The sequence below is a fragment of the Acetobacter sp. genome (assembly GCF_047723915.1).
Taxonomy (GTDB): domain Bacteria; phylum Pseudomonadota; class Alphaproteobacteria; order Acetobacterales; family Acetobacteraceae; genus Acetobacter.
In genome coordinates, this window is the sequence record NZ_JBDOBQ010000036.1 from 1 (window position 1) to 23,064 (window position 23,064).

21 protein-coding genes are annotated in these 23,064 nt (G+C 62.6%); 12 read left to right on the plus strand and 9 right to left on the minus strand.

What is annotated here, in order from left to right; genetic code table 11:
* Window positions 1-125 precede the first annotated feature (125 nt).
* Window positions 126-539 carry an RNA polymerase-binding protein DksA gene (gene dksA, locus ABF990_RS13630; RefSeq protein WP_207845048.1) on the minus strand — a complete coding sequence of 138 codons (414 nt, stop codon included), beginning with the start codon at window positions 537-539 and terminating at the stop codon, window positions 126-128.
* A gap of 1,321 nt (window positions 540-1,860) precedes the next feature.
* Between dksA and ABF990_RS13635 the strand changes: the two genes are divergently transcribed.
* From ABF990_RS13635 to ABF990_RS13645, 3 genes are all read left to right on the plus strand, one after another.
* On the plus strand, window positions 1,861-3,372 hold the full coding sequence (locus ABF990_RS13635; protein ID WP_415491962.1) for an aldehyde dehydrogenase family protein: 1,512 nt from the start codon (window positions 1,861-1,863) through the stop codon (window positions 3,370-3,372).
* Window positions 3,359-3,487: a hypothetical protein gene (locus ABF990_RS13640; protein ID WP_415500720.1), complete on the plus strand. Its 129-nt coding sequence runs from the start codon at window positions 3,359-3,361 to the stop codon at window positions 3,485-3,487. Before ABF990_RS13635 ends, ABF990_RS13640 begins: the two co-directional genes overlap by 14 nt.
* A gap of 91 nt (window positions 3,488-3,578) precedes the next feature.
* Window positions 3,579-4,859 carry an NAD(P)/FAD-dependent oxidoreductase gene (locus ABF990_RS13645; protein ID WP_415491961.1) on the plus strand — a complete coding sequence of 427 codons (1,281 nt, stop codon included), beginning with the start codon at window positions 3,579-3,581 and terminating at the stop codon, window positions 4,857-4,859.
* Window positions 4,860-5,121: 262 nt separating this feature from the next.
* On the opposite strand, the gene ABF990_RS13650 is transcribed toward ABF990_RS13645, so the two are convergent.
* From ABF990_RS13650 to ABF990_RS13675, 6 genes are all read right to left on the minus strand, one after another.
* Window positions 5,122-5,781, minus strand: a complete 660-nt coding sequence (locus ABF990_RS13650; protein ID WP_415491966.1) for a TetR/AcrR family transcriptional regulator — start codon at window positions 5,779-5,781, stop codon at window positions 5,122-5,124.
* Between the two features lie 353 nt (window positions 5,782-6,134).
* Entirely contained in the window at window positions 6,135-6,707 is a 573-nt protein-coding gene (ssb, locus tag ABF990_RS13655; protein WP_415491960.1) for a single-stranded DNA-binding protein, read from the minus strand.
* Window positions 6,708-7,010: 303 nt separating this feature from the next.
* Complete coding sequence (gene rsmD, locus ABF990_RS13660) at window positions 7,011-7,712, minus strand: 16S rRNA (guanine(966)-N(2))-methyltransferase RsmD (RefSeq protein ID WP_415491959.1); 702 nt, start codon at window positions 7,710-7,712, stop codon at window positions 7,011-7,013.
* Window positions 7,712-8,470: a pseudouridine synthase gene (locus ABF990_RS13665; RefSeq protein ID WP_415491958.1), complete on the minus strand. Its 759-nt coding sequence runs from the start codon at window positions 8,468-8,470 to the stop codon at window positions 7,712-7,714. Before ABF990_RS13665 ends, rsmD begins: the two co-directional genes overlap by 1 nt.
* On the minus strand, window positions 8,467-9,198 hold the full coding sequence (locus tag ABF990_RS13670) for a gamma-glutamyl-gamma-aminobutyrate hydrolase family protein (RefSeq protein WP_415491957.1): 732 nt from the start codon (window positions 9,196-9,198) through the stop codon (window positions 8,467-8,469). Before ABF990_RS13670 ends, ABF990_RS13665 begins: the two co-directional genes overlap by 4 nt.
* A gap of 306 nt (window positions 9,199-9,504) precedes the next feature.
* The gene (locus tag ABF990_RS13675) at window positions 9,505-9,657 is read right to left on the minus strand and encodes a hypothetical protein (protein ID WP_415491956.1); all 153 of its coding nucleotides are present in this window, start codon (window positions 9,655-9,657) and stop codon (window positions 9,505-9,507) included.
* A gap of 302 nt (window positions 9,658-9,959) precedes the next feature.
* Between ABF990_RS13675 and ABF990_RS13680 the strand changes: the two genes are divergently transcribed.
* On the plus strand, window positions 9,960-10,412 hold the full coding sequence (locus ABF990_RS13680) for a nucleoside deaminase (protein ID WP_415491964.1): 453 nt from the start codon (window positions 9,960-9,962) through the stop codon (window positions 10,410-10,412).
* Between the two features lie 185 nt (window positions 10,413-10,597).
* Complete coding sequence (locus ABF990_RS13685; protein ID WP_415491955.1) at window positions 10,598-12,199, plus strand: Do family serine endopeptidase; 1,602 nt, start codon at window positions 10,598-10,600, stop codon at window positions 12,197-12,199.
* 194 nt (window positions 12,200-12,393) lie between these two features.
* Here the strand turns inward: ABF990_RS13685 and ABF990_RS13690 are convergent, their stop codons facing one another.
* Window positions 12,394-13,203 carry a Crp/Fnr family transcriptional regulator gene (locus tag ABF990_RS13690; RefSeq protein WP_415491954.1) on the minus strand — a complete coding sequence of 270 codons (810 nt, stop codon included), beginning with the start codon at window positions 13,201-13,203 and terminating at the stop codon, window positions 12,394-12,396.
* A gap of 323 nt (window positions 13,204-13,526) precedes the next feature.
* On the opposite strand from ABF990_RS13690, the gene ABF990_RS13695 reads away from it, so the two are divergent.
* The 6 genes from ABF990_RS13695 to ABF990_RS13720 all read left to right on the plus strand — a co-directional run bounded on the left by ABF990_RS13695 (window position 13,527) and on the right by ABF990_RS13720 (window position 20,419).
* Window positions 13,527-14,423, plus strand: a complete 897-nt coding sequence (locus tag ABF990_RS13695; RefSeq protein ID WP_415491953.1) for an OmpW/AlkL family protein — start codon at window positions 13,527-13,529, stop codon at window positions 14,421-14,423.
* A 5-nt stretch (window positions 14,424-14,428) separates the two neighbouring features.
* Window positions 14,429-16,006 carry an oxygen-independent coproporphyrinogen III oxidase gene (hemN, locus tag ABF990_RS13700; RefSeq protein ID WP_415500718.1) on the plus strand — a complete coding sequence of 526 codons (1,578 nt, stop codon included), beginning with the start codon at window positions 14,429-14,431 and terminating at the stop codon, window positions 16,004-16,006.
* 224 nt (window positions 16,007-16,230) lie between these two features.
* The gene (locus ABF990_RS13705; protein ID WP_415500717.1) at window positions 16,231-16,911 is read left to right on the plus strand and encodes a 2OG-Fe(II) oxygenase; all 681 of its coding nucleotides are present in this window, start codon (window positions 16,231-16,233) and stop codon (window positions 16,909-16,911) included.
* Window positions 16,912-17,020: 109 nt separating this feature from the next.
* Window positions 17,021-18,658, plus strand: coding sequence for an electron transfer flavoprotein-ubiquinone oxidoreductase (locus tag ABF990_RS13710; RefSeq protein ID WP_415491949.1), 1,638 nt, complete (start codon window positions 17,021-17,023; stop codon window positions 18,656-18,658).
* Window positions 18,659-18,740: 82 nt separating this feature from the next.
* On the plus strand, window positions 18,741-19,490 hold the full coding sequence (locus ABF990_RS13715) for an electron transfer flavoprotein subunit beta/FixA family protein (protein WP_415491948.1): 750 nt from the start codon (window positions 18,741-18,743) through the stop codon (window positions 19,488-19,490).
* A 2-nt stretch (window positions 19,491-19,492) separates the two neighbouring features.
* Window positions 19,493-20,419 carry an FAD-binding protein gene (locus ABF990_RS13720; RefSeq protein ID WP_415500716.1) on the plus strand — a complete coding sequence of 309 codons (927 nt, stop codon included), beginning with the start codon at window positions 19,493-19,495 and terminating at the stop codon, window positions 20,417-20,419.
* A 123-nt stretch (window positions 20,420-20,542) separates the two neighbouring features.
* Here the strand turns inward: ABF990_RS13720 and ABF990_RS13725 are convergent, their stop codons facing one another.
* Entirely contained in the window at window positions 20,543-21,202 is a 660-nt protein-coding gene (locus ABF990_RS13725; protein ID WP_415491946.1) for a TetR/AcrR family transcriptional regulator, read from the minus strand.
* A gap of 207 nt (window positions 21,203-21,409) precedes the next feature.
* Between ABF990_RS13725 and ABF990_RS13730 the strand changes: the two genes are divergently transcribed.
* Window positions 21,410-22,975, plus strand: a complete 1,566-nt coding sequence (locus ABF990_RS13730; RefSeq protein ID WP_415500715.1) for an efflux transporter outer membrane subunit — start codon at window positions 21,410-21,412, stop codon at window positions 22,973-22,975.
* Window positions 22,976-23,064 lie beyond the last annotated feature (89 nt).

A 23,064-nucleotide genomic window follows, 5' to 3' on the forward strand; every position in this document is an offset into this window, starting at 1 on the left:
GAACTGTCGACCTCTCCCTTACCAAGGGAGTGCTCTACCACTGAGCTACAGCAGCGCCGTCTGCGGGGCGTTCTAGCGGTTCACGCGTTCCGCCGCAAGTCTGCCGGGATCAAAAAAAACGAAAATTAATCGTCCCGGTGGGTTTTTTCCATGCGCTCGTGCTGTTCCTGCGCCTCGATCGAAAGGGTTGCGATCGGGCGGGCTTCCAGCCGCTTCAGGCCGATGGGCTCGCCTGTTTCCTCGCAATAGCCGTAGGTGCCGTTTTCAATGCGCTGAAGTGCCAGGTTGATCTTGCCAATCAGCTTGCGTGCCCGGTCGCGGGTGCGCAGTTCAAGGGCGCGGTCGGTTTCGACACTGGCGCGATCCGTGATGTCGGCCTCATGAATGCCGCCTTCGGACAGGCTGGCCAGCGTATCCCCCGCTTCTTTCAGCAGATCGGCACGCCATTTGAGCAGTTTCTGCCGGAAATATTCCGTTTGAAGAGGGCTCATGAACTCTTCGTCTTCGGACGGGCGATAATCTGGCGGTAGAGTAATCATGTGTATCGTCAGCCTTTCCAATGACAGAGACTCTGCCTTGAAAGAATGACGCGGCTTATAGCGGCAACATGTCCGTCCGCCAAGAAATTTATGCGCAAGCGGGAAAAGAAGGAAAACACTCGTATAATTAACGTAAAGAAAAACTCCTATACGCACCGAGTAATAAATGCACCCGGACCGGGTTGCGGCAAAAACGCCGGACGTGCCCAACCCATCCGCCGAGGTATGCTACCCGCGCTCCCGCAAGGTGCTGTGCCCCATGCGGGCGGGCTTTCGCTCTTGCAGGCTCAGGGCCTGTTGCTGCCCGGTGGGTAGGGTGAACCGCTGGCAGGCGCTCCGGCAGGGTGGGCGTATGGGGTAAGGGGGTAAGAGTACCGTGGTTCGCGCCCCGCTCGGCCTTGGGTCCTGGCTGGGTGGCGGTTCGGGGCCGATGTCGCTGCGCAGGGCGCCCTCTGCACGCGTGAGAGCCGGCAGGACGTCTTGAGCGGGGTGCGGGTCTGTCTGGTCGTGTCATGCCATGGACATACCGGCGCGGAACGCTTGTGGGGTTGCCAGCCGGTCCCGGACACCGTGTCGATCCGGTGGGTGCCAGCACCTGCCCTGTATGCGCGGCGTCACGTTCTGGCATGGTCATGGTGTCTGGCTGGTGTTCCGGCCTGTGTTGACGGGGCGGCCCAGCATATGGTGCGCCGATGCTGGTCTTCAACGAACTGGCGGCAGCGTGGTGGGGATGTTTGTCATCCTGCTCAATATTATCCTGACATAATAACGGAATTTAAAAAACGACATTCTGTTCCGTCTGTGATTCGCGTCCGGGTTGGCGCATGATCGTCCACCATGTCGCGGCGGCTGTGGCGCACGTGTGAATTCCATAAAGAACTAAATAAGTCCTATTTCTGGAAAATTATAACACATTGATATTAAACAATTCATATAACATAATTTATGACACCAGATGCCTGTATCACGCTTACGTTACATCAGGCCGACTTGCAGCGCCGCCCATGTCTATATATCGATGGACATAGACAGGCCCGGGGTCATGCCGGGGTGTCATGCAGGTTCTGTCCGATCTTCCGGGCGATCCTCTTCCATGCGGGTTCACGACCATGAGGTGTGATCCCGCATGGGTGGATGATCTGTCGGCCCGGTGGGGAATATGGGCAGAGCCGCGACACGTCTTGCCGAGTTTTTAGTGTACCGTACCGGGTTTTTGCCGTGCGACAGAATGTGCCCGATTGCCGCGCACATTCATGGAGTGCTCATGACGGGCCACCCACAAGGCGGGCCGGGTACGAAAAAGTCCTGAAGGAACATAACCATGTCGTCAGAGAGCATTTCCGCGCCGCCACCGTTCAAATCCCGTTATGGAAACTATATCGGTGGCAAATGGGTGGCCCCGGTCGAAGGTCATTATCTGACCAATACCTCCCCCGTGGACGGGCGGGTCCTGTGCGAAGTTCCGGCCTCCACCGCCGCCGATGTCGAACTTGCACTGGACGCCGCGCATAGCGCCAAGACCGCATGGGGCCATATGGCGCCAGCCGATCGCGCGCTGATCCTGCTGAAAGCCGCCGATAAAATGGAGCAGAATCTCGATCTGCTCGCACGGGCGGAAACATGGGACAACGGCAAGCCCATCCGCGAAACGCTGAGCGCCGATATTCCGCTGGCGATCGACCATTTCCGGTATTTCGCAGGGTGCATCCGCGCGCAGGAAGGCACGCTGAGCGAAATCAACGACACCACCATCGCCTATCACTTCCATGAACCTCTCGGTGTTGTGGCCCAGATCATTCCGTGGAACTTCCCGCTGCTCATGGGGTCATGGAAACTGGCTCCCGCACTGGTGGCGGGGAACTGCGTGGTCATGAAACCGGCTGAAACCACACCGGCCAGCATTCTGGTGCTGATGGAACTGATCGGCGATCTGTTCCCGCCGGGCACGCTCAATATCGTCAACGGTCTTGGCCGCGACGTGGGGGCCGCGCTGTCCACCAGCCCGCGCATTGCCAAGGTGGCGTTTACCGGTTCCACCCCTACCGGCAAGATGATCGCCCATGCGGCGGCTGAAAACCTTATTCCCGCAACGCTGGAACTGGGTGGCAAGTCCCCGAACATCTTCTTTGCCGACGTCATGGACCACGATGACGACTATCTGGACAAAGCGATAGAAGGGTTCACGATGTTTGCCCTCAACCAGGGCCAGATCTGTTCGTGCCCCAGCCGTGCGCTGGTTCATGAATCGATCTATGACAAATTCATCGAACGCGCGCTGCCCCGTATCAAGGCCATCCGCCAGGGCAACCCGCTGGACCCCAACACCATGATGGGTGCGCAGAATTCGCACGGGCATCAGGAAAAAATCCTGTCCTATATCGATATCGGCAGGGAAGAAGGGGCCGAACTGCTGACCGGCGGCGGCCGCCCCGATCTTGGCACGGATCTGAACGGCGGGTGCTACGTGCAGCCTACCGTGTTCAAGGGCAACAACAAGATGCGCATCTTCCAGGAAGAAATCTTTGGCCCCGTTCTGGCGGTTACGACATTCAGAACGGAAGAAGAAGCCCTGGCCATTGCCAATGACACACCGTTCGGTCTGGGGTCGGGTGTGTGGAGCCGTAACGCCAATACCTGCTTCCGTATGGGGCGTGGGCTTGAGGCCGGGCGCGTATGGGTCAACTGCTACCACGTCTATCCCGCCCATGCGGCGTTTGGCGGTTACAAAAAATCGGGCATCGGGCGTGAAACCCACAAGATGGTGCTCGAACATTACCAGCAGACCAAGAACATGCTGGTCAGCTACAGCGAAAAGAAGCTTGGCTTCTTCTGATCCGCAAACGGCCATGCAGGTGCCGGTCATGGGGGTGGGCTGGTTCGGCCTGCCGGTCATGACCGGTGTGCGTGCCCGACACGGGCGCGTACCTGCTGGCCATAAAGTATTTTGAATGTGTCACGTATTATAAAAGGTTTTCCCGTTTCGTCTGATATGGGCCTTTTTGGCACACCAGCGGTGCGGCAGGGTTGGGGGGAGAGAAGATGGCACAGAAATTTCGGATCGTGATTGTCGGCGGCGGTGTGGCGGGGCTTGCGCTGGCAACCCGGCTGGGCAACGCGATCGGCAAATCGGGGCGGGCTGAAATAACGCTGGTCGACAAAAGTTTCGCGCATGTCTGGAAGCCGATGCTGCATTGTTTCGCGGCGGGCACGGCGGCGAACGAAAATGATCGTATCAGTTTTCTGTCGCAGGCCAGCCGCCATCATTTCGAATTCTGGCCCGGCGAAATTGCCGGTATGGACCGTGCGGCCAAAACCATAACGCTGGCCCCGGTTATTGATTCGGGCGGTGAGATCGTGCTGGACGAACGCCAGCTGGAATACGATGCGCTCGTTCTGTCCATCGGCAGCCGTGCCAACGACTTCGGGACGCCCGGTGTTGCCGAACATTGCCTGTTTATCGATAACCTTGTGGAAGCAAACGGTTTTAACGACCGTTTTCGCATGGAACTGCTCAAGGCGTTCGGCAATAACGAGGAACTGGATATAGCCATAGTCGGCGGAGGTGCCACGGGCACGCAGCTTGCCGCCGAACTGCACAAGGCGCTCGATCTCGCATCCCTCTACAGTTTTGGCAAAAAGCCACCGAAACTGAAAATTACTCTCCTTGAGGCAGGTCCACGTATTCTGCCCGCTTTTCCCGACGCGGTATCCGCCGCCGCCGCCAGGCAGCTTGAAGCGATTGGTGTCAGCGTTCAGACATCCGCCATGGTCAGTGGGGCCGATAAGGACGGCTTTGTGCTCAAGGACGGCACCCGTGTGCCAGCGACCCTGCGGGTATGGGCAGCAGGTGTAAAAGCACCCGATGTTACAAGGAATTTTGGCGGAATAAAGCTTTCGCGTTCCGGGCAGCTTGAAGTGCGTCCCACCCTGCAACTGCTGGAGGACGACAATATCTTTGCCATGGGCGACTGCGCGTTCATAGCCGAAAAACCTGTGGCTCCGACCGCGCAGGCGGCCCGCCAGCAGGCTCACCACCTTGCCCGCGCCATTCCCGGCTGGCTTGCGGGGCGTCCGCTGCCTGCCTTTGCATTCCATAACAAGGGGGCCGTTGTCGCGCTGGGTGACTATAACGGCTGGGGTACGTTCCCCGGTGGCAAGGTGTTCGGTGGTGGCTGGCTGCGCGGGATCAGCGCGCGCATGGTGCATCTCATGCTGTACCGTCAGCATCAGTTCGAACTGTACGGCACATTTCGGGGGCTCATGTCCTGCCTGGTCGACTGGCTGGATGTGTTCGTGCGGCCTTCGGTTCGCCTGGATTAAGGGCGCTTATGCCTGCCGCATCTGCCTCGGGGCAGGTGCGGCGGATGCGCGCGGGGTGGCGGAAACGTTGCGGTGGACAAGTGCCGTCGTGGAAATTTCTGGCGGCGGTCCTGAAGTCCGGGTTTTGGAATAGACAGAATATTTCGATGAGTTTCTGATTAAATGCTTAAAAAATTCTGAAGTCGGGATTTTTGTAAAAACACGCTATCTGAAAATTTTTGCTTTTTATCCGCGCCGCGTTTGAGGGCAGCGTTTAAGAGTTTTACGTCTCCTGCGACATTTCAGGCTCTGTACCATCCGGCAGGCTGTCATGTGGCGTGGGCCATAAGGACGCCTGCAGCGCATAGGTTTTTTGCAGAAGCGGCACAAGGGCAGGGCGCCCTTTCAGTCTGATCCATTCATCCAGTGCGGTGCGGAAAATGGCAATGCCCCCCCGCGCCATAAGCCGGGCCGCGTTTTTGCGGTTTTTGCGCTCTACAATGCGCAGGAGCAGGCCTTCGGTCAGGCAGTTTTCCCATGTGGCGTATTTCTGCAGACTGACGCTTTGCAGGGACGGTGTTTTCTCGATCAGGTAGACAAAGGCATAGGTGTCACGCCGGTTGGCGGCAATGCGCGGCACGAGCGAGATAAAGGCATGCATCATCGCATCGGCGGGGTGCATGTCTTTCGGGCAGGTGGCCAGGGCTTCTGTCAGGGTCTGTGTCATGCCCCGTGTCCAGGCCAGAACGATATCGCCTTTTGTCTGGAACAGGCGGAACAGCGTGCGGCGGGACATGTCGGCGGCTTCGGCAATTTCGTCCACGGTGGTCTGGTCGTACCCCTGGGCGGAAAACAGCCGCATGGCCTCGGCAATCAGTGTGTCATGGGCGCGTGCCTGCTTGCGTTCGCGCAGACCTGGTCTGGGAGTGTCATACAGCGCCATGTCATGAGCTGTGTCATGCGCCGTGTCTGGCCTGGCTGCGGGCAGGCGCGTGGCAGGCGGGTGCCTCTCCATCCGGGCGGTGCCTCGGGCCCTGCTGGGGCGGGTCCCGTTTGGCGTGCTGGCTTGGGTGCGGGTCGTCGCGGTGCGGGGGGGAGCTATGGGCATCATTCATTCTCCTCTCGTCGTGCCGCATCATGCCGCCGGGCATTTTTGAGCATTCAGGACACGAGAAAACAATGGCCCGAGCCGGTGTTCCGGCTGTCTGTCCCGACCTGTTGGCAAGGGCATATGCTGCCCGGCTGGACTATAGGCAAGACGGGCCACCCGGGGGACATGCCGGGTGGCGCAGGTGCTTAGAACGGGATTTCGTCGTCCAGATCGCTGCTGCCCGATGCATCCCACCCGCCAGAGGGCGCGCCACCGCCACGCTGGGGTGCGGAACCCCCGCGCGCAGGTGCCGCGGACGGTGCGCCGTAATCGCCGCCGCCACCCCCGCTATAACCGCCGTAGCTGCTGCCGCCCGAGCCACCGCTGGCCCCGCCGCCATACCCGCCACCGCCTTCACCTTCGCTGTTGCGGCTGTCCAGCAGAACCAGTTCGCCACGGAACCGGTCGATGATGACTTCCGTCGTAAATCGTTCCTGCCCGCCCTGGTCTGTCCACTTACGGGTCTGCAGCGAACCTTCCAGATAAACCTTGCGGCCCTTGCGCAGGAAGCGTTCGGCAACATCGGCCAGACGTTCGTTGAACAGCACCACGCGGTGCCATTCCGTGCGCTCACGCCGCTCGCCGGAGGCGCGGTCGTTCCAGGTGTCGCTGGTGGCCAGCGGGAAGGAGACGATCTTCGCGCCGCTCTGGCTGGTGCGCACCTCGGGGTCCTTGCCCAGATTGCCCACGAGAATGACTTTGTTCACGCTTCCGGCCATGTACGGTTCCGCCTTCCTGATCCACTTCTGTTCCAATCCGCCCTGTGTAGCGCAGCTTGCCCATTGTCACCACACCTAAGAGACTGTTTCAGCACCTGCGCGTACGGCCGCGACGTCCTGTCCGGCTATTGCTCCGCACGGGCCCTGCGGCTTGGAACAGGATGCTGTGCCCGGTCTGCGTGTTTCTGGGGCGGTGTGGTGTGCGTTGTTGCCTGTTTCTGAACCGGTGTCTCAATCAGTGCCGGGCCGATATCCGCCTGCCGTACGGGTAACAGCCCGTATTGGCGTACCCCATGGTATGGTTCAGAGCCGCCAGATCGACAGGCGGGCGGCCCCATGCTGGCGTTCCGCCAGCCAGCGCGGGCCACCCGTGGCTTCGTGATGTGGGGATGGGGCAAAAACACCCGGTTCGGCCGCGGCTGAGGGGGGGGCGGCCTGTCCGGCAGGCCGGGTCGTCGCGGCGGACGGTGCGGCATGGGCCGTGGTGTCTGTAAAAGGCAGGGGTTCGTCACGCCCGGTTTCGATCACGACGGTCGCGTTTTCGGCCAGCCAGCCCGAGGCTTTCAGGCCGGTCAGGGCGCGCGCGGGCAGGGTCATACGGTAGGGCGGGTCCACAAAGACCAGACTGGCGGGGACCGGACCGGCGGGGGTCTGGTCCGCCTTGATGCGGGGCGGGGCCGTCACATCCCGGGCGATCACGGTGCAGCGGTTTTCCCACCCGCAGGCGCGGATATTGGCGCGCAGGGCGGCCAGGGCCGCGCGGTCGGTTTCAAAAAATGTCGCATGCCCGGCCCCGCGTGACAGGGCTTCCAGCCCCAGTGCGCCGGTACCTGCGAATGCGTCGAGCACATGTGCCCCGGCCAGCAGGTCCGCTCCACCCCAGGGTGCATGGGCCAGCATGTCGAACAGGGCCTGGCGCACCCGGTCCGCCGTGGGGCGGGTGGCTGAGCCTTCGGGGGTGACCAGCACCCGGCCCTTGCGGGCGCCGGCGATGATCCGGACCATCAGCGCGATCGGGGGCTGGTCTGCGGGGCCTCGCCTTTGGGCAACTGGTCCCGCAGGATACGGGGGGGCACTTCTTCCAGTTCGCGACGTAGCAGCGTGCCAAGCTGGAACGGCCCGTAGCTTGTGCGGATCAGGCGGCTGACATGCAGGTTCAGCCCGGTCATGACCTTGCGGATCTCGCGGTTCTTGCCTTCCCGCAGCGAGACGGTCAGCCACGCATTGTCACCCTTGCGGGAATCGAGGGCGGCGGTAATGGGGCCGTAGCGCACGCCGTCGAACACGCAGCCCTGGGCCAGCCCCGCCAGACGCTGTTCGTCCACCACGCCGAACACCCGCACGCGGTAGCGCCGCAGCCAGCCGTTGGAGGGCAGTTCGAGCTTGCGGGCCAGCGCGCCGTCATTGGTCAGCAGCAGCAGGCCTTCGCTGTTCAGGTCCAGCCGGCCGACACTGATTACGCGCGGCATGCCCTCGGGCAGGGAACCGAACACAGTCGGGCGGCCTTCGGGGTCGCGGTGGGTGGTCACCAGCCCGTCGGGCTTGTGGTAGCGCCACAGCCGGGTGCGTTCGGGGGCGGATACGGGCTGGCTGTCCACCAGAACGATATCGCCCTCCCCCACAAACGTCGCCGGATGGGTGACGGGGTGCCCGTTCAGGCGCACACGCCCTTCCTCTATCATGCGTTCGGCGTCGCGCCGGCTGGCCACACCTGACCGTGCCAGCCATTTCGCAATGCGTTCTCCGCGCGTGTCCTGGGTCACCCCTGTTCTCCTGCTGCCTTGACGAAAGCCCGGAACAGGGCCCTGTCTGCGGGGTCTATGCCAAATTCCGGGTGCCATTGCACGCCAAGGAAAAAACGGTGGGCGGGATCTTCGATCCCTTCGATAATGCCGTCTTCCGCCATGGCGTTGATCCGTCCACGCCCGGGCGTGCGCACGGCCTGATGGTGGGCGGAGTTCACGGCAATGCGCATACGCCCATCCACCAGCCCGGCTAGCCGGGTATCGGGCACGATGTCAACGGCGTGGCTGGCCTCGTTGCGCGGGTTGGGCTGTTCATGCGGCAGGGCGGTGGGGTTTTCGTCGGGAATGTGCTGGACCAGCGTGCCGCCCATGGCCACGGCCATAAGCTGCATGCCGCCGCATATTCCCAGAATGGGTATGCCGCGTTCAAGGCCTGCGGCCAGATAGGCGCTTTCGGCCCGGGTGCGGCGGGGGCGCAGGGTTACGCTTGGGTGCTGCGCGGTTTCGCCATACAGGGCAGGGTCTATGTCGAACGCGCCACCGGTTATCAGCAACCCGTCCATATGGGCCATGTAATCGGCCCCGAGCTGGGGGAAAAGGGGCAGCGCCACAGGCAGCCCCCCGGCCGTGGCCACGGCGGACAGATAGTTTTCACGCAGGGCGCACCAGCTAAAGCGGGAATACTGCTGGGCACCCCCTTCTTCCAGGTCGAGGGTGATGCCAATAACCGGACGTTGGGAAACCATGATCCTGCCTGTTCTGAACGCAAAGCGCATGACGGGTGAAAGGCGCCAGCTTCAGGTGCCACAATGGCGGGGCAAGGTCCATGCCGCCCGCGGGATCGGGGGTAAGGGGCGATGTCGTGACAGACAGGAACAGGCCGGACCGGACTGTCGGCGCTGCGCGGTGTGGCGATCATTCAAAAAAACCGGGGGTGGCGGTGCGGCCAGGACTCCACCGCACTGAAACAAAGCGGATGTCCGGGAACATGTTTCAGAGCAGCTTTTCCCGACGCTGCCAGCCAGCCACGGGCTTTTTTTGACCGTAATCGCTTAATGCGACAGGAACGACGGGATGCTGGCGTGCAGAACGCGGGCGGACAGGCCTGTGGCGGGGCGGGTGCTGGAATCCGTGGGCAGCCTGTCAGCGGCGGCAAGTCCAAGCCCGATGGCTGCGGCGGCCAGAATGAAAGACAGGGTGTGCATGGTTCCGATCCTTTCTGTCAGACCCGTAAGGAGCATGAGAAATTCCGCCGCCATGCTGTAATGTGTTACAGAACGAACCGTGGCGACTTTAAGGCATGCTGGATAAAAAGCGGCAAAAAATCAAGGAAAATGTGGCGTTGTCCATAAACTGTCATACGCGCCCGACCAGAGAACGGTTGCCGTGTCGTTGAAATATTGCGTGAGCCCGCATAACGGAAAAACACCGGGGCAAAAACGCACTGCCGATCACCCCCCGCCGCAAGGAGAGCCCGTTCGTGAAAACCTGGTGTGACCGTGGCGAAATGGCTCTGGCCCTGGAAGAAGCGCGCGCCGCCGCCGCACGGGGTGAGGTGCCGGTGGGGGCGGTATTGCTGGACGGTGCCGGGGCTGTGGTGGCGCGGGCGGGCAACCGGGTGGAGGAATGCAAAGACCCCTCCGCCCATGCCGAAATGCTGGTCATGCGTGAGGCCCTGCGGCGGCGGGGCGGGCGCAGGCTGGCCGACTGCACGCTGGTGGTAACCCTTGAACCCTGCCCCATGTGTGCCGCGGCTCTGGCCCATTTCCGGGTCGGGCGGCTGGTGTTCGGGGCGTACGACCCCAAGGGCGGGGCTGTCGAACACGGTGCGCGCCTGCCTTACCGGCCCGAGACCCTGCACCGGCCCGAGGTGGTGGGCGGTGTGTGCGAAGGCCAGGCGACAGACCTGCTCAGGACATTTTTCCAGGCCCTGCGCGGCGGGTGTGCGGGGGAAGAATAGGACGCCCGGGGGCTTTTTTTCCTTACGGGGGAAACCATGTTAGCGTGTAACGCGTAAGGGTCGCGGAGGCTGCGGTTCTGGCTATGTCCGGGGTCTTCTCACATGTTCAGGCGGTACCCGCGACCCGCGCGGTGCTGGCGTGGTGTCCCGTCGGGGGCGTAACACAAGGAACAGTCGAAGTCGTGATGTCTGGAAAATCTGTGACGATTGGTAAACAGCATGGCCCAAGCCGCCATGACAGCTATAGCGGAACCCGAAACAAGGCCCTGGCGCTGCTGGCGGGTTGCACTTTTGCCCTTGGGGCCGGTTTCTGTTCCACCTCCCCGGTCTGGGCGGATACAGCCGGTGTTATCAAGCCCACCGAACCTGCGCAGCGCATTCCCGACTTTGTGGGCCTGGTCAAGCAGGTCAAGCCGGCGGTGGTGTCCATTACCGCCATGATCCGTGCCGACGCGGTCGAGGGCGAAGGCGGTGGCATGGGTGGCATGGGCGGTTCGCCCTTTCCGTTCCCCTTCCCGTTCCAGATGGCGCCCCAGCCGTCCAACCAGCTTGTCGAAGCGCGCGGGTCGGGGTTTGTCATTTCGGCCGACGGTTATGTCGTCACCAACAACCATGTCGTGAAAGGGGCCACCAAGGTCACTGTCACGTTCGATGACGGGACAACCCTGCCCGCCAAGATTGTCGGGCGCGACAGCAAGACCGACCTTGCGCTGCTCAAGGTCGCCGCGACACAGAAACTGCCCTTTATCGAACTGGGCGAATCCGAAGACGTACAGCCCGGTGAATGGGTGATTGCCGTGGGCAACCCCTATGGCCTGGGCGGTACGGTCACGGCGGGCATTGTCTCCGCCCGTGGGCGTGACATCAACGAAGGGCCGTACGACAACTTCATCCAGGTGGATGCGCCCATCAACCGTGGCAACTCCGGCGGTCCGCTGTTCACGCAGGACGGCAAGGTGGTGGGGGTCAACACCGCCATTCTTTCGCCTTCGGGCGGGGGGTCCATCGGGATCGGCTTTGCCATCCCGTCCGATACCGTGCGGTCGGTGGTCGACCAGCTGCGCAAGACCGGGCATGTGGTGCGTGGCTATCTGGGCGTGAACGCGCAGGCGATCTCGCCGGTGCTGGCGCGGGCGCTCAACCTGCCCACCCCCAAGGAACAGGGTGCGCTGCCCTCCGGTGCGCTGGTGGCCAGCGTGGCTCCGGGCAGCCCGGCGGAAAAGGCGGGGCTGAAAGCCCAGGACGTGATTACCGATTTCAATGGCCAGAAGGTCGCCAGCCCGCATGACCTTGCGGTGCGCGTGGCCTCCATCGCGCCCGGTACGCAGGTGACTGTCGCGTATATCCGTGCGGGCTCCCCCCAGACCCTGTCGCTCAAGATCGGCAATCTGGCGGGTAGCACGCCCAATGCGCACGGGGGTGGCACGGGTGCTGCCAGCGGCCCGCGTCTGGGCGTTGCCCTTGCGCCGCTGACAGCGCAGCTACGCCAGCAGCTTGGTCTGGCGGCCAGTGTGCATGGCGTGGTGGTGAGCGATGTCGAAGCCGGATCGCCTGCCGATCAGGCTGGCGTGCGTCCGGGCGATCTTATCCAGGCGGTGGGCAACGACGCGGTGGACAACCCCCGCACGGTTGCGGCCGACGTCAAGGCGGCGCTGGCGGCCAAAAAGCCGGTGCTGCTGCGGATCCTGCGTGAGAACCAGTCGCTCTTTATCGCCATTTCTCCCGACCAGCCCGCTTCGGCCCCCCCGGCGGATAGCGGAACGGATGACGGGGACGACGATAACTGAGCCCACGCGCTTTCGTGCAATGTATGAAAACCGGCTCCCTTCGGGGGGCCGGTTTTTTTATGGCTGCACGGGCCAGCCGCGTCATGGATGTCGGGCCGGTTGTTCCCGGTCTGGCGGACCTGTCAGTTGTTGCGGCAGGCAGGGTCTGCCGGCCAGATTCTGCCTGCCGGTCTTTTTGGGGCAGAAAAGGTGGCTCAGCCGCCCTGCTGGCCCGAGGCGATCTGGCGCAGGACGGCGGGGGCCAGAATGCGGATGGCATGGTTTTCCATGTTGGCGATGATCTGTTCGCGCCGCAGTGCGCTGATCGTGCGGCTGACGGTTTCGATCGTCAGGCCCAGATAATCGGCAATATCGATCCGCGTCATGGGGACCGAGGCTATATGCTCGGTAACGGGGGCTGCGTCATCGTCATGCTCGCGTGCGGCGGCGGTGGCGCGGGCATGGTCATGGGCATGCAGGCGGTCCAGCAGGAAAGTGGCCACTTTTTCCCGTGCGGTCTTGCGGCCCAGCAGCAGCATCTGCTCCTGCGCTTCGGCCAGGCGGTCGGTCACGGCTGTCAGCAGGTTGCGCTCGAAGACGGGAAAATCGCTCAGCAATGCTTCAAGCTGGGGGCGCTGGAAGCGGCAGACCTGCACGGTATCCACCGTTTCCGCCCCGAAGGAATACACATCCGACGCGCTCAGGCCCAGAAACTGGCCCGGATCGGCAAACCCCGTGATCTGTCGGCGGCCATCGGGCAGGGACTTGAACAGCTTGACCGTGCCCTGTGTCACATTGAAAAACGACACCGCCGGTTCGCCTTCTTCCACCATGGTCGTGCCAGGGGGCAGCACGAGTCTCTTGGACGACTGGGACAGCGCCGCCAGCCCCTGCTTGTCCAGACCGCTGCACAGGTTTGCGTCGCGCTGGTCGCATAGCAGGCAGCGCTGGATGTCGGCCTGCCGCGTTGGATGCACGCCCAGACCCGGACTGAAGAAGGCTGATGTCTGGAGGGGAGGAGCCATGCTGTATCATCCGCAAACCGAGCGCTCTGGAGGTACGCAGCAGCCAGTTATCCCGGTAGAAACACAAAAACAAATGCGTCCATAATTATTATGGCATTTTTGACATAAATCAATGACAGGCAGGGTATGCCACATGTGCGTCGGCGGTACGGGTACCGCATGCAGGGAGGCCGGGCCTGTCTGCTGCTTGTGATTAAAATGTCACAATAAAAATCGATCGCGCCACATGGCCTGTCGGGTTGATCTAAATCAAGGTGGCCGTGGGCCGGGCATGATTTCTCCACACCGAAACGTTATTGACCATCGTGGAAGAGACAGCAGGTATGGTAAAGCTCCGTTCCCTCCTTACAGCCATGGCCGCCGGTGTCGCCACCATGGCCGGTGCCGCCCAGGCGCAGACCGTTCAGGCCCAGACCGTGGCCCCCGCCGCCGACAAGGCCGCCTACGTGAATGCGCCGGTCGTCAGCCGGATTCCCGATGCGCCCCCGCCCAGCGGGCATTGCGGCATTTTCGAAACCTGCGCCAGCACCCGTATCGGTCTGGGCAAGGGTGACTTCATGATCCGTTTCTCGGGCGTGGGTATTCTGCCGCAGGACCGTGACGGCCGCACCTGGCTGTCCGCCAAGGCGGTGGGCGTTCCCAACAACACGCCCATGGCTGGCGGGCGTCTGTCCACCACCAACCAGGCCATGCCGGAACTGACGGTCGAATACTTCCTGACCGACAATATCTCGGTCGACCTGATCGCCACCAGCATGCGCCATGAAGTGGCGTCCCATGGGGGTGAACTGGGTAGCGCCGTTGCCGGTCTTGGCGGCAATGTCGGCCCGGGCAACAAGGTTGACGTGGGCAGTGCCTGGGTTCTGCCGCCCACCATTACCATTGCCTACCACTTCCGCCCCCACAAGCGTTTCAACCCCTATGTGGGCGTGGGCGGCACCATGATGTGGTTCCACAGCATGCATGCGGCGGGCGCTCTGGGCAATCTGGGTTCGGCCTATGCGCTCAACAAGCTGAATGTCGGCTTTACGGGTGGTCCGTCCGTCAATGTCGGGTTTGATTACCAGGTGGTTGGCAACTGGTTCTTCAATGCCGATGTGAAGCAGCTTTTCGTGCGCATGCACGGCTGGCTGGAAAACCAGTCCGAAACCATCAAGGTCCGCGCCCACGAATCGCTCGACCCCACCGTGGTTTCCGCCGGTATCGCCTACCGGTTCTGATCGGTATGAGCGCGGTGTCACTGCATGACCTGGTTCTCCGCTACGGCGGAAACCTGCCGCGCTATACCAGCTACCCGACCGCCGCCAGCTTTACGGACGCGGTCGGCCCGGCCCAGGTGGAAGGCTGGTTGAAAGACCTTCCATCGCGCGGCCCTGTTTCCCTGTATTTTCACGTTCCGTTCTGCGACGAACTGTGCCGGTTCTGCGGCTGCAATACGTCTGTCATGCGCCATGACGAAGGACGGCAGGCCTATGGCGACCTGCTGCGCGAGGAAATGCGCCGTGTGGCGGCCCTGACGGGTCAAGGCGTTGCGGTCGGGCATGTGCAGTTCGGCGGTGGAACGCCCACAACCCTGCCCCCGGCGGCACTGCGGCATATCATGCGGGCCGCGCGGCGGTTTTTCCAGATCGGGGCCGACGCCGAACTGGCCATGGAACTGGACCCCCGCCACCTGCCGCCCGACTATCCGCGCCTGCTGGGCGAACTGGGGTTCAACCGCGTCAGCCTTGGCGTGCAGGATCTGGACCCCAAGGTGCAGGACGCCTGCGGCCGGCATCAGTCCCTGGAACAGACACGCTCCTGCATGACCCTGGCGCGTGGTGCCGGCATTGCAGGGGTCAATATCGATCTCATTTACGGCCTGCCCTATCAGACGGCTGAAAGCGTGGGCCTGACCGCGGCCCGTATTGCCGATCTGGGGCCGGACCGGCTGGCGGTGTTCGGCTACGCCCATGTGCCATGGAAACAGAAACGCCAGCGCACCATGCCCGCCGACGCCCTGCCCGGCTCCATGATGCGGCTTGAGCAACGCGCGCGGATCGACCGGGTTCTGTGCGAGGCGGGGTATGTGGCCGTGGGGCTGGACCATTACGCCCGGCCGGACGACGCTCTGGCCCGCGCGGCCCGTGCAGGCACGCTGCATCGTAACTTTCAGGGTTATACGACCGATTCGTGCGATGTGCTGCTGGGCATGGGGGCTTCCGCCATTTCCATGCTGCCCCAGGGCTTCGCGCAGAACGTGACCTCGCCCTCCGCCTATGCGCGGGCCATGGCGGGCCACGCGGCCCTGCCCGTGGCGCGCGGTATTGCCCGCACCCCCACCGACCGGCTGCGCGGCGGGATTATCGAGCGGATCATGTGCGACATGGGCGTGGATCTGGACGGGGTTGTGCCGCCAGCGGGTATGGAACTGCCCGATTTTACGGCTGAACTGCATGCGCTGGCTCCTTTTGTGCAGGATGGCCTTGTCGTGCTGGAAGGGCGGCGCATCCGGGTTACGGATTTGGGGCGGCCGTTCCTGCGCAATGTCGCCGCCGTTTTCGATACACATCGCGCGGGCCTGATGGCACAGGCAGAACGGGCCGGCGGGCAGGGCCATAGCCGCGACAGCCGCCAGAATGGCGCGCGGCGTGGCCTGTCCGGGGGGCAATCCGGCGATCAGCCCCATGGCCACTCCGGTGATCAGTCCGGTGGCCCGCTTTCAGGGGCCAGGGCTGTGCCCCCGGTCAACGGTCCTGCCGGCACGGCCGACGCTGTGGCGGATCAGGGTGCGTTTACGCCGCGTTTTTCCAGCACCCTGTAAGCGGTGGCCACGCCGCGCCTTCGGTCCGTAACCCTCTGTTCCGGCTTGGTTTATGGTGGGGTGTGCAGTCCCTGTCGTCATGCAGGCGGGACCCGCATGGCTTGATCCGCAAGGCATTTTGGCGCATGTGAGGGAAGACTCCTGAAAGACAGGAGCGATGCCGCCCGGCCCTGGCAGCCCGTCATGCGCGGCATATCTCTCGTTCAGTCGAAGGATCGGCCATCATGGGTTCCGATACCACATTGCCCCTGCACGCTGGGGGTTTCTCCCTGCCCGAAACGCTGGCCCATACCCCTGTGGCCACCTATCCGTTCGCGCATTGGCAACTGGAGAACGTTCTGCCCCCCGCGGCGTGTGACGCTCTTGTTGCGTGGAACCCGGGTGAAGGTGCTGTCGCGGGCGATGTCGGCGGCCGGCGTGAAACCCGCAACGCCCACCGTGTGTTCGTCGATCCTGCAACCCGTGCGCGTGAACCCCGGCTTGACGCCATGGCGCACCAGTTCGACGCCGCCCCCATGCGTCAGGCGTTCGAGACCGTCTGCGGCACGTCGCTCGACACTGCGGCGCTGCGGCTTGAACTCTGTCTGGATACCGACGGATTCTGGCTTGCCCCGCATACCGATATCGGCGCCAAGAAACTGACCCTGCTTGTCTCCCTGTCCGAAGGGGAAGGGGCAGAGGACTGGGGCACGGACCTGATGCTGCCCGATGGTGCATCGGCGGTGCGTGCGCCGGCCCTGTTCAATTCCGCCGTGCTGTTCATTCCGTCCGACCGGACATGGCATGGTTTTGTCCGGCGCCCGATTCAAGGCACCCGCCGCACGCTGATCGTCAATTATGTCGATGAAAGCTGGCGTGCCGTGCATGAACTCGCCTTCGGCCCCCGGAGCGCCACCCGGCACTGAACGCCGTGGCGTGCGAAAAGCCCGGCTGTATCGTCAGACATGTTTTGCAATTTGGCGCCAGATGGGGTTTAGGACACTCATTGAAAGATCATAACGAGGTAAGAGGGGCATGAGTGACGCTGTGCGTGAGTCGATGGAGTTCGATGTCGTCATTGTGGGGGGTGGCCCTGCCGGGCTGGCCGCTGCCATCCGGCTGCGTCAGCTCGCGCCTGACACAAGCGTCTGCCTGATCGAAAAAGGCAGCGAGATCGGGGCGCATATCGTCTCTGGTGCCGTGATCGAACCGCGCGCCCTGGCCGAGCTGCTGCCCGACTGGCGTGAACGTGGCGCGCCCCTGAACACGCCCGTGACGGCGGAAGACATGTTTTACATGACCCCCACGCGCGGCCTGCGCGTGCCGTTCCTGGACCGGGTCATGCCGCATATGGCCAACCACGGCAACTACGTGGTCAGCCTGGGTGAAGTCTGCCGCTGGCTTGCCACCCAGGCAGAGGAACTGGGGGTTGAAATCTATCCCGGTTTCGCCGGGGCCGAGGTTCTGATCGAGGATAACCGCGTGGTGGGTGTCGCCACTGGTGACATGGGCGTGGGGCGCGACGGCAAGCCCGGCCCGAACTACCAGCCCGGCATGGAACTGCGCGGCCGCTATACCCTGTTCGCGGAAGGCTGCCGTGGGTCGCTGACCAAGCAGGTCATGGCGCATTACGACCTGCGCAAGGGCGTGGACCCGCAGACATACGGCCTGGGTATCAAGGAAGTGTGGGAAATCCCGGCCGAAAACCACCGGCCCGGTCTGGTGCAGCACAGCTTTGGCTGGCCGCTGGACGACAGGACTTACGGCGGTGCCTGGCTGTACCATTTTGGCGAAAACCTTGTATCCTACGGGTTCGTGCTGGGGCTGGACTATACCAATACCTGGCTGTCCCCCTTCGAGGAAATGCAGCGGATCAAGCTGCACCCGGTCTTTCGCAAGCATCTGGAAGGCGGGCGGCGCATCACCTATGGCGCGCGCGCGCTGTCCGAGGGCGGGTTGCAGTCCATTCCGCGCCTGACCTTTCCCGGCGGGGCGCTGATCGGGGATTCGGCCGGTTTTCTGAACGTGCCCAAGATCAAGGGTACGCATACCTCCATGAAATCGGGCATGCTCGCGGCTGAAGCGGTGGTGGACGCCATCAAGGCGGACCGGATCGAACCGGCGACCTTCACCCAGCGTGTCCGCAAGTCCTGGCTGTGGGAAGAACTGCGCGGGGCGCGCAACATCCGCCCGGCCTTTGCCCGGTGGGGGGCCAAGGGCGGGGCTGTGTACGCAGCGCTCGACGCCATGGTCCTGCGTGGGCGCGCGCCCTGGACCCTGCATTTCAAACATCAGGACAACGAAACGCTCGAACCCGCTACCCTGTCGGAAAAGCCGCTCTATCCCAAGCCGGATGGCAAGCTGACATTCGACCGTCTGTCCTCGGTCTTTCTGTCCGCCACCAATCATGAGGAAGACCAGCCCATTCACCTGCGGCTGAAAAATCCGTCCTTGTGGAAAACGGTCAACTGGGACGTGTTCCGTGCGCCCGAAGCGCGCTACTGCCCTGCGGGTGTTTATGAAGTTGCGGACGAGGCCACCAGCCCGCGCCTGCAGATCAACGCGCAGAATTGCGTTCACTGCAAAACCTGCGATATCAAGGACCCGACACAGAACATAGACTGGACCACGCCAGAAGGCGGCGGCGGTCCCAGCTATCCGGTCGGCATGTAACTGCTCACCCCCTGGTTGTGGCTTTTTGCCAAGATGCGGTATGGGTTTTCTGAACTCTCCTGCGTTGCAAGTGAAAGATGTTATGAAGATACTTGTACCTGTAAAGCGGGTTGTTGATTACAACATCAAACCGCGCGTAAAAGCAGATGGCAGTGGTGTTGAGACCACTGGCGTCAAGATGTCCATGAACCCGTTTGACGAAATCGCGGTGGAAGAAGCCGTGCGTCTGCGCGAAAAAGGTGCCGCGACCGAAGTGGTTGCCGTGTCGATTGGCGTGCAGCAGGCACAGGACACGCTGCGTACGGCCCTGGCCATGGGTGTGGACCGCGCCATTCTGGTCCTGTCCGAGGAAAGCCCCGAACCGCTGGCAGTCGCCAAGGTGCTGAAAAAGCTGGTGGAAAAGGAAGAGCCCGGTCTGGTCATTCTGGGCAAGCAGGCCATTGATGACGACATGAACGCCACGGGCCAGATGCTCGCGGGGCTTCTGGGCTGGGGTCAGGGCACGTTCGCCAGCAAGGTCGAACTGGCCGATGGCCGCGTGCTGGTCAGCCGCGAAATCGATGGCGGCGCGGAAGATGTGTCCCTGTCGCTGCCGGCCATCATCACGGCGGACCTGCGGTTGAACGAACCGCGCTATGCCTCCCTGCCCAATATCATGAAGGCCAAGAAAAAGCCGCTTGAAACCCTTCAGGCCGCTGATCTGGGTGTGGATATGGCGCCGCGCCTGACCATCGTGTCCGTGGCGGAACCTTCGTCCCGTCAGGCGGGTGAAAAACTGGGTTCCGTGTCCGAACTGGTGGAAAAACTGCGTAACGAAGCAAAGGTGATCTGAGCATGACCGCTCTTGTTCTTCTGGACCATGAAAGTGGGCAGATCAGAAAAGCAGCCCTTTCCGCCGTTACGGCCGCCGCCCGCCTGGGCGATGTGCATGTGCTGGTCACGGGCGATGCCTCCGTGGCGCAGGCCGCGGCTTCTGTCGCGGGTGTCAGCAAGGTGCTGCATGCGGCGGATGCGCGTTACGCGCATGAACTGGCTGAACCGCTGGCGGCCCTGATCGCCGCCCTCGCTCCCGGCTACGACCATATCGTGGCGGCGGCCGGGGCTGCGGGCAAGAACGTGCTGCCGCGTGCCGCAGCCCTGCTGGACGTGCAGCCCATTCCTGACGTGGTGGCCATTGAATCGGCCGATACGTTCGTGCGCCCGATCTACGCCGGCAATGCGCTGGCGACCGTGCGTTCGTCGGATGCCAAAAAGGTGCTGACCGTGCGCAGTGCCGCGTTCGATGCCGCCCCGGCCGAAGGCGGGTCTGCCGCGATCGAAGTCGTGGCCCCGGTGGACAGTGCCGATGTCTCGCGGTTCGAGGCTGTGCGCCTGTCCGATTCCGAACGCCCCGATCTGGAATCGGCGCGGGTGGTTGTGTCGGGTGGTCGCGGTATGCAGAGCGAGGATAAATTCCACGCCCTCGACCCGCTGGCTGACAGCCTGGGTGCTGCGGTCGGCGCATCGCGCGCGGCGGTCGATGCCGGGTTCGTGCCCAACGAATATCAGGTGGGCCAGACCGGCAAGATCGTGGCGCCGGAACTGTATATGGCCTTCGGTATTTCGGGCGCTATCCAGCATCTGGCCGGCATGAAGGACAGCCGCGTGATCGTGGCCGTGAACAAGGACCCCGAAGCCCCGATCTTCCAGGTGGCGGATTACGGGCTTGTGGGCGACCTGTTCGAGGTTGTGCCGCAGTTGGTTGACGCGTTGAAGAAATAAGCCTTCTCAGGCTTTTTCGCATTCAGGCCCGCACGCCGCTCTGGCATGCGGGCTTTTTTGTGCCCGATGCCGCCTGCCCGCCTGCTCATCCGTCGGCAGGTGGCATGTGTCTGTTGCGCGCGTTCAGGCGGGGGGTGTCGTGGGGCCGTAGGCGGCCAGAAAAACCCGAACGGCGTTGTGAATGACCTTTTCCTCGGTCGCGGCCTCGTTCTCAAGCGTCATGTTGAAGCGTTTGCGATGGGCGATATGGGTCTGGCACAGGGCAAAGAACTGTTCGGCGGCAAAAACGGGGTCATCCGTCACCAGTGCGCCGCGTTGGGTCTGCTCACGGATCCAGTTGGCGAAGGTCTCAATCACGATTCGGGGGCCGTGTTCCCAGAATGATACCGCCAGTTGCGGAAAATGCGGCGCTTCGGACACAATGATCCGGTACAGCATCAGGCTTTCGGGCAGGGTCATCAACCGGACCATGGCGCGGGCCACGGCTGTCAGAATATCCTGCGGGGTACCGTCCTGCTGCACATAAGCCAGAGCGGCGGGCAGTTTTTCGCGACAGTTCTGCTCGACAAAAGCGGTAAACAGGTCGGCCTTGTTGGTAAAATAATTATACAGCGTGCCTTTCGAAACCCCGGCCTTGCGGGCAATGACCGACATGCTCGCACCTTCATAGCCATGCTCGGCAAAAACGGCCTTGGCCCCGGCCAGAATCTGCTGGCGTTTGGCTTCGGACTCTCCCATGCACGGTACGGCAGGGGACGCGATGTCAGGTGTGGAAGAAGGCATGAAGAACAGGCTTTGACTGCTGGAGATTGACGCGCGGGTGAAAGACGATAGGGTAATGCTGACCGAACCGGTCGGTCAGCAGAAATCTGGTATAGCAAGAATATGGGCTGGAGCCTAATTTTCAACGAGGGCAAGCGGGTGGCAAGAGTGAATACGCAGCGGGCGGGCTCAACAGGGTGTGGCGTCAAGCAGCCTAAGGGGCGGTCCATGGTGCGTGCGTCGGCGTTTTCAATGCCGCTGGCTGTCATGCTGGGCGTCCTGCAGGGGTGTGCCGTCGGGCCTGACTACAAGCAGCCACAGGGCTGGAGCCCGACGCAATGGCAGCCTGCGGGCGCGCCTGCGCGGCAGGGCACTCAGGCACGGTCGCATATGCTCAGCGTGCCCACCCAGGATGAACCCGATCCGGCCTGGTGGTCCATTTTTCACGACCCGGAACTGACCGCGCTGGAAGAACGGCTGAGCAAGCAGAACCTCGATGTCCAGCAGGCGACGGAACAGTTCGCTGTCAGCCGTGGTCAGCTTGTGCTGGCGGGTGCCGAACGTTTTCCCGAACTGTCCGCCATGGGCAGCTATAAGCGCGCGCAGTACAGCAGCAAGGAACTGCAGCGGATTATCGACCGTATTGGCGAAAATGCCGCGGGCTCCGGTCTGGGCGATATGCTGAGCGGCCAGTCCTCCAGTGTCAGCATTCCCCTGCTCGACCAGTGGCAGGACGGGCTTTCCGCTAGTTGGGAGGTCGATCTGTGGGGGCGTGTGCGCAGGCAGTACGAGGCCGCCAAGGCGTATCTTGAAGCCTCGGAAGAGGAACGGCGCGGTATTCTTGTCGCCCGGCAGGCCGAACTGGCGTCCGATTACGTCATGCTGCGTACCCTGCAGGAACAGTTGCGGATTACAACGGCCAATCGTGATCTGGCCGATGCCATGCTCAAGCTCAGCACGTCCCGCTACAAGAGCGGGCTGGTCAGCGATCTGGATGTGGAAAGCGCGCGGTCGGAACTGGAGCGCACAAGCGGGCTCATTCCCCAGTATGAGCAGCGTATCGCCATGCAGATCAACGCCATCAACCTGCTTATGGGGTCTCCTCCCGGCGGGTTGAATGGCGAACTGCAACAAACGGGGGCCATTCCGCTTCTGCCCCCTGCCGCCCCGCTTGGCCTGCCGTCCGAACTGGCGCGTCGCCGCCCTGATATCCGGGAATCGGAGGCCGAACTCCATGCCGCAACGGCAGAGGTCGGGCAGGCAGAGGCTGATTTTTACCCCAAGGTGACGATCGATGCCTCATTCGGCATGCAGTCCTTCTCGTTCCGCGATCTGGGGCTGTGGAGCGCACGCGCCTGGAATGTCGGGCCCAGCATTACCCTGCCCATTTTTCAGGGCGGGCGGCTGACCGGCCAGTTGCAGATGAAAAAGGCGTCGCAGAAAGCAGCGGCCGTGCGCTACCGCAAGACCGTGCTGAATGCCTGGCGTGAGGTCGACAATGCCCTGACCAGCTATCAGGCGGAACAGCGGCGCAACCAGAACCTGGTGGCCCAGGTCGCGGCGGACACACGGTCCCTGGACCTTGCGCAAAGTCAGTACCGCCACGGGCTGCAAAGTTATCTCTATGTGCTCGACACACAGCGCCGCCTGTTACAGTCCCAGACACAGCTGGCGGATAGCACGGGCACCATGTCCGATAATCTGGTGCGGCTTTATAACGCCCTTGGCGGGGGGTGGCAGACGGCCTTCCCGCAAACGGCCCTCGCAGCGCCGCCATCCAAAACCGTGCGTTAACCTGTCTTTCTCCGGCGGCCCCCTGTGGGCCGCTTTTTTTCCGCCTCTGCGGTATTTTATTTGTTTTGGCATCGTATTTTTATGGTTTG

Coding starts and splice junctions, on each gene's coding strand:
- dksA (WP_207845048.1), bottom strand. CDS start 539: ATGATTACTCTACCGCCAGATTATCGCCCGTCCGAAGACGAAGAGTTC.
- ABF990_RS13635 (WP_415491962.1), top strand. CDS start 1,861: ATGTCGTCAGAGAGCATTTCCGCGCCGCCACCGTTCAAATCCCGTTAT.
- ABF990_RS13645 (WP_415491961.1), top strand. CDS start 3,579: ATGGCACAGAAATTTCGGATCGTGATTGTCGGCGGCGGTGTGGCGGGG.
- ABF990_RS13650 (WP_415491966.1), bottom strand. CDS start 5,781: ATGGCGCTGTATGACACTCCCAGACCAGGTCTGCGCGAACGCAAGCAG.
- ssb (WP_415491960.1), bottom strand. CDS start 6,707: ATGGCCGGAAGCGTGAACAAAGTCATTCTCGTGGGCAATCTGGGCAAG.
- rsmD (WP_415491959.1), bottom strand. CDS start 7,712: ATGGTCCGGATCATCGCCGGCGCCCGCAAGGGCCGGGTGCTGGTCACC.
- ABF990_RS13670 (WP_415491957.1), bottom strand. CDS start 9,198: ATGGTTTCCCAACGTCCGGTTATTGGCATCACCCTCGACCTGGAAGAA.
- ABF990_RS13675 (WP_415491956.1), bottom strand. CDS start 9,657: ATGCACACCCTGTCTTTCATTCTGGCCGCCGCAGCCATCGGGCTTGGA.
- ABF990_RS13680 (WP_415491964.1), top strand. CDS start 9,960: ATGGCTCTGGCCCTGGAAGAAGCGCGCGCCGCCGCCGCACGGGGTGAG.
- ABF990_RS13685 (WP_415491955.1), top strand. CDS start 10,598: ATGTCTGGAAAATCTGTGACGATTGGTAAACAGCATGGCCCAAGCCGC.
- ABF990_RS13690 (WP_415491954.1), bottom strand. CDS start 13,203: ATGGCTCCTCCCCTCCAGACATCAGCCTTCTTCAGTCCGGGTCTGGGC.
- ABF990_RS13695 (WP_415491953.1), top strand. CDS start 13,527: ATGGTAAAGCTCCGTTCCCTCCTTACAGCCATGGCCGCCGGTGTCGCC.
- hemN (WP_415500718.1), top strand. CDS start 14,429: ATGAGCGCGGTGTCACTGCATGACCTGGTTCTCCGCTACGGCGGAAAC.
- ABF990_RS13705 (WP_415500717.1), top strand. CDS start 16,231: ATGGGTTCCGATACCACATTGCCCCTGCACGCTGGGGGTTTCTCCCTG.
- ABF990_RS13710 (WP_415491949.1), top strand. CDS start 17,021: ATGAGTGACGCTGTGCGTGAGTCGATGGAGTTCGATGTCGTCATTGTG.
- ABF990_RS13715 (WP_415491948.1), top strand. CDS start 18,741: ATGAAGATACTTGTACCTGTAAAGCGGGTTGTTGATTACAACATCAAA.
- ABF990_RS13720 (WP_415500716.1), top strand. CDS start 19,493: ATGACCGCTCTTGTTCTTCTGGACCATGAAAGTGGGCAGATCAGAAAA.
- ABF990_RS13725 (WP_415491946.1), bottom strand. CDS start 21,202: ATGCCTTCTTCCACACCTGACATCGCGTCCCCTGCCGTACCGTGCATG.
- ABF990_RS13730 (WP_415500715.1), top strand. CDS start 21,410: ATGGTGCGTGCGTCGGCGTTTTCAATGCCGCTGGCTGTCATGCTGGGC.